This window comes from Paratractidigestivibacter sp. (genome assembly GCF_052362415.1).
Classification (GTDB): Bacteria; Actinomycetota; Coriobacteriia; order Coriobacteriales; family Atopobiaceae; genus Paratractidigestivibacter.
On the sequence record NZ_DAWEMK010000014.1, the window covers coordinates 6,640 to 9,865 of the forward strand.

General features: G+C 67.9%; 3 protein-coding genes and 1 pseudogene. All 4 read left to right on the forward strand.

Translation table 11 applies throughout. From position 1 onward, the window contains the following. Nucleotides 1-55 precede the first annotated feature (55 nt). Nucleotides 56-604, forward strand: a complete 549-nt coding sequence (locus tag ACT84W_RS02655; protein WP_444328120.1) for a peptidylprolyl isomerase — start codon at nucleotides 56-58, stop codon at nucleotides 602-604. 26 nt (nucleotides 605-630) lie between these two features. After that, nucleotides 631-1,938, forward strand: coding sequence for a tetratricopeptide repeat protein (locus ACT84W_RS02660; RefSeq protein ID WP_432290805.1), 1,308 nt, complete (start codon nucleotides 631-633; stop codon nucleotides 1,936-1,938). A gap of 21 nt (nucleotides 1,939-1,959) precedes the next feature. After that, nucleotides 1,960-2,985, forward strand: coding sequence for a rod shape-determining protein (locus ACT84W_RS02665; protein ID WP_444328121.1), 1,026 nt, complete (start codon nucleotides 1,960-1,962; stop codon nucleotides 2,983-2,985). 2 nt (nucleotides 2,986-2,987) lie between these two features. Next, nucleotides 2,988-3,226: pseudogene (locus ACT84W_RS02670) on the forward strand (rod shape-determining protein MreC); the annotation flags it as partial.

Genomic DNA, 3,226 nt, shown 5'->3' on the forward strand with positions numbered 1-3,226 from the left:
CTGGATTCGAATTCTGGCGGGGCCTTCCCGCCACGTGATATAGCGAGGAGCAACCATGGGCTTTTTCGGAGATCCGCTCTATACCCCCGAGTATGAGGTGGCCGGCGACGAGGTCGCCGTCTTCGACACGAGCAAGGGAAAGATCCGCGTCCGACTCGACGGCACCGGCGCGCCGATCCATGTTGCGAACTTCTGCGAGCTCGCCGAGGGTGGCTTCTACGACGACCTCAAGTTCCACCGCTATGTCCCCGGCTTCGTCATCCAGGGCGGCTGCCCCAACACCCGCGAGATGAGCCCCTCCGACGTCGCCGCCGGCGGCATGGGTCCCGACGGCCGTCCGGGAACCGGCGGCCCCGGCTACCGGATCCACGAGGAGTTCTCCTCCAACCCCCGTAACTCCCACGAAGACGGCACGCTCGCCATGGCCCGCTCCATGGACCCCAACTCCGCGGGCTCCCAGTTCTACTTCTGCCTCGGGCCGCAGCATTCCCTCGACTCCGGCTACACCGTCTTTGGCCAGACCATCGAGGGCATGGACGTCATCGGTACCCTGCGCGCCGGCGATGTCATCAATTCGATCAGGATCGAGCACAGCGAGGCTTAAGGCCGCGCGTTACCTTGGAGGTATACATGAACCAGCAGGCATTCGAGTCGGGTAAGGCCGCCTATCAGGCGGGCGATTGGCTCGGGGCCGTGTCGATGCTCTCGGGGGCCAAGTCCCAGGGCGAGCCGGCCGGCGCCGTCGACCACCTCATCGGCAACGCGTACATGAAGCTCGGCCGCTACGACTCCGCCGCCGACGCCTACGCGAGCGCGCTTTCCGACGCCTCGTACGGCAAGGTCGGCGCGCTTTCTTGCAACCGCGGCCGCGCGCTGCTCGCCGCCGGGCGGGCCCAGGAGGCGATCCAGGCCCTCACGAGCGCCGTCCAAGACAACTCGTACTCCACGCCCTACAAGGCCTACCTCGCGCTCGGCCGAGCCTACGAGGCCACCGGCGACGTCCGCAACGCCGGTATCGCCTACCGCTCCGCCGCCATCGACGAGAACAACCCCGCTCCCGCGGGCGCCCTCTCCGACCTCGGGAGCTGCTTCATGAGGCTCGGGCGCCCCGTCGACGCCGTTGAGGCCTATCGCACCGCCCTCGACTTCACCACTCCGCTCGAGAGCCAGTCGAAGGTCTACTGCGACCTCGGACTCGCCTACGTCGCGGCCAACCGCATGCCCGAGGCCGTCGACGCCTTCTCGCACGCCACGAGCGACGCCTCCTTCGTCATGAGCCCCGCGGCGCAGGCCTCCTACGACGCCGCGCGCAAGGCCATCGCCGCTGCTGCCGCCAAGCAGCAGCAGTCCGGCTCCGCACCCTCCGACACCGACGCCTTCCTCGCCGCCGCCGGCTACGGCGCCGGCGTCGACCCGCTCGACCCGACGGGCGCCTCCGGCCAGCTCATCCCCTCCGCCGAGGATACCGGGTTCTTCTCGGTGACCGAGGAGGAGCTCGTCGAGCAGGACAAGAAGGACCGTAAGGTTAAGCGCAAGCACAAGCACCGCGGCCTGAAGATCTTCCTCGTGCTGCTTTTCATCGTCGTCCTCGTCGGCGGCGCGGGCGCGCTCGCCTACACCCAGGGCTTCGGGTGGCCCACCCAGGAGTCCGTCGCGGAGTCCCTCTTCCAGGCGAAGACCAACGGTACCGAGATCAACAAGTACATCGCCGACTCCGCCTCAAACCAGGTCCAGATGATCGCCGACACGCTGCCCTCCGGAGCCACCGTCACGGTCGACGGTGTCGACCGCAGCATGACCGAGAGCACGGTCCACGTCGTCGCCACGCTTTCGGCCGGCGGCCAGCAGCAGTACACCGTGCAGATGGTCAGGGACGGCGTTACGTGGAAGGTGACCTCCGTTCAGACCGAGTACGCCTCCGCGGCCTCGGCCAACTAGCAAAGTAGACAAGGGATCCTGATGTCGATTTTCGACTCGCTTTTCGGGGAATACGGCGGCGACCTCGCCATCGAGCTCGTCGCCGTGCGCGGCCAGGGCATCGTCATCAACGAGCCCTCGGTCGTCGCCATCGACAAGAGCGAGAGCCGCGTCCTCGCCGTCGGGGCCGACGCCAAGCGCATGATCGGCCGCACCCCGGGCTCCATCATCGCCGAGCGCCCCCTCAAGGACGGCGTCATCGCCGACTTCGACGTAACGGAGGTCATGCTCCGCTACTTTATCGAGAAGGCGCGCGAGCGCCGCTATCCTTGGAGCCCGCGCCCCCGCGTCGTCGTGTGCGTTCCCTCCGGCGTCACCTCCGTCGAGAAGCGCGCCGTCTTCGAGGCGACGATCTCGGCCGGCGCGCGCCAGGCGTACCTCATCGAGGAGCCCATGGCCGCCGCCATCGGCGCCGATTTGCCCATCGAGGACCCGACCGGCTCCATGGTCGTCGACATCGGCGGCGGCACCACCGAGGTCGCCGTCATCTCCATGGGTGGCATCGTCGTCTCGCAGTCGATCCGCACCGCAGGAGACGAGTTCGACCAGACGATCCTCCAGCACGTCCGCGACGCGTACAACCTCTCCATCGGCGAGCGCACCGCCGAGGACATCAAGATCAAGGTCGGCTCGGCCGCGCCCTTGGCCGAGGAGCTCGACGTCGAGGTCAACGGCCGCGACGTCATGAGCGGCCTGCCCAAGACCGTCCACATCGAGAGCGAGGAGATCCGCCGCGCCCTCGACCGCCCGCTCGACGAGGTCACGAAGGCCGTCAAGGATGCCCTCGACGTGACCCCGCCGGACCTCGCCTCCGACCTCATGTACTACGGTATTCTCCTCACCGGTGGCGGCGGGCTGCTGCGCGGCCTGGACCACCGTCTGCGCGAAGAGACCGGCGTGCCCGTGAACGTGAGCCCCACGGCGCTCGAGAACGTCGTCAACGGCTGCGCCAAGGTCCTCGAGGCCAACGCCCTCAGCGGAGGCTTCGTTCAGAGCACTGGCCAGTAGGCGTGTCTTACTCGGGCCTCGGCCGGGGAGGTTCCCCGGCGCTCGGAAACAACTCAAGCGGAGGCGGCGGCAAGCAGCTCTTCATCTGCTGCGTCGCCTCCATCGTCCTGTTCACCGCGAGCTGCCGCATGGGCGACTCCGGTCCCCTTGAGGCCGTCCGCGGTGTCTTCTCGACGATCACGTCGCCCGTGCGCTATATCGGCGCCACCGTGTCGGTGCCCTTCCAAGGGCTCGGCAACAT

Excerpts from the sequence above, each read along its gene's own strand:
- ACT84W_RS02660 (WP_432290805.1), top strand. The coding sequence starts at position 631 with ATGAACCAGCAGGCATTCGAGTCGGGTAAGGCCGCCTATCAGGCGGGC.
- ACT84W_RS02655 (WP_444328120.1), top strand. The coding sequence starts at position 56 with ATGGGCTTTTTCGGAGATCCGCTCTATACCCCCGAGTATGAGGTGGCC.
- ACT84W_RS02665 (WP_444328121.1), top strand. The coding sequence starts at position 1,960 with ATGTCGATTTTCGACTCGCTTTTCGGGGAATACGGCGGCGACCTCGCC.